The sequence below is a fragment of the Gilvimarinus sp. 1_MG-2023 genome (genome assembly GCF_030548285.1).
Map to the genome: position 1 here is coordinate 1 of NZ_JAUOSC010000717.1, position 298 is coordinate 298.

The following is a 298-nucleotide window of genomic DNA, read 5'->3' on the forward strand; positions in this document are numbered from 1 at the left end:
CTGCAACGCTTTGTAGGCAAAACCATTGTTGTCAAATACGGCGGCAATGCCATGATCGACGAACATCTGAAAAACAGCTTTGCCCGCGATATGGTGATGCTGAAACTGGTTGGCATCAACCCGGTTGTGGTGCACGGCGGCGGGCCACAAATTGGCGAGTTGCTGACCAAACTCAATATCGAAAGCCACTTTGTTAACGGCATGCGCGTGACCACCAGCGAAACCATGGATGTGGTCGAAATGGTACTGGGTGGCCTGGTCAACAAAGACATCGTCAACCTGATCAACCAGAACGGTG

Annotated in this window: 1 protein-coding gene; it reads left to right on the forward strand. The window is 51.7% G+C overall.

Annotation, left to right across the window (positions count from 1 at the left end; all coding sequences use genetic code 11):
* Positions 1-298 (forward strand): acetylglutamate kinase (gene argB, locus Q4563_RS18750; RefSeq protein WP_303605590.1); only part of this gene is annotated, 298 nt, incomplete at both ends.